The sequence below is a fragment of the Frigoribacterium sp. Leaf186 genome (assembly GCF_001423905.1).
Classification (GTDB): Bacteria; Actinomycetota; Actinomycetes; order Actinomycetales; family Microbacteriaceae; genus Frigoribacterium.
The window spans coordinates 1-514 of record NZ_LMPQ01000006.1 but is presented as its reverse complement, the minus strand read 5'-3'; positions in this window follow the sequence as shown (position 1 = coordinate 514).

Below are 514 nucleotides of genomic sequence, written 5' to 3'. Positions count from 1 at the left end.
CGACGGACGGTCACTCCGCTGCGGACGGTCACCGGACGACGGCCGCTCCCCACGCTGCGGACGATCCCCACTCGGTCGCCCACCGGCAGGACGCCCACCTGTGGGGCGATCCCCCCGGAGAGGCCTGGCTCCCGAGGGGCGATCAGCCGAGCCGCGGCCACGATCACCGTACGAGGGGCGGTCGCCACTGCGACCCGCTCCCCCACTGCCAGAGCCCGAGGAGGGTCGGCGCGGGCCGTCCTTGCGGTCGTCGTCGTCGCGATCAGTCACCGAAGTGCTCCTCTGTTGTTCTCTGCCAGCTGTCGAGTTGTGAAAGGGCGACTCTACCAAAGTGGTCTCAGCCCGCAGGAGGCGCGGCTCGGCCACTCGAGACATCGTCCCGTAACGCAGAAAAGCCGCCCCACTGGGGCGGCTCTTCTGGTGTTGCTCATGCTCTTCGCACGTGTGCTCTTTGCACTAAAGGGAGTCCGGCGGTGTCCTACTCTCCCACAAGGTCCCCCTTGCAGTACCATCG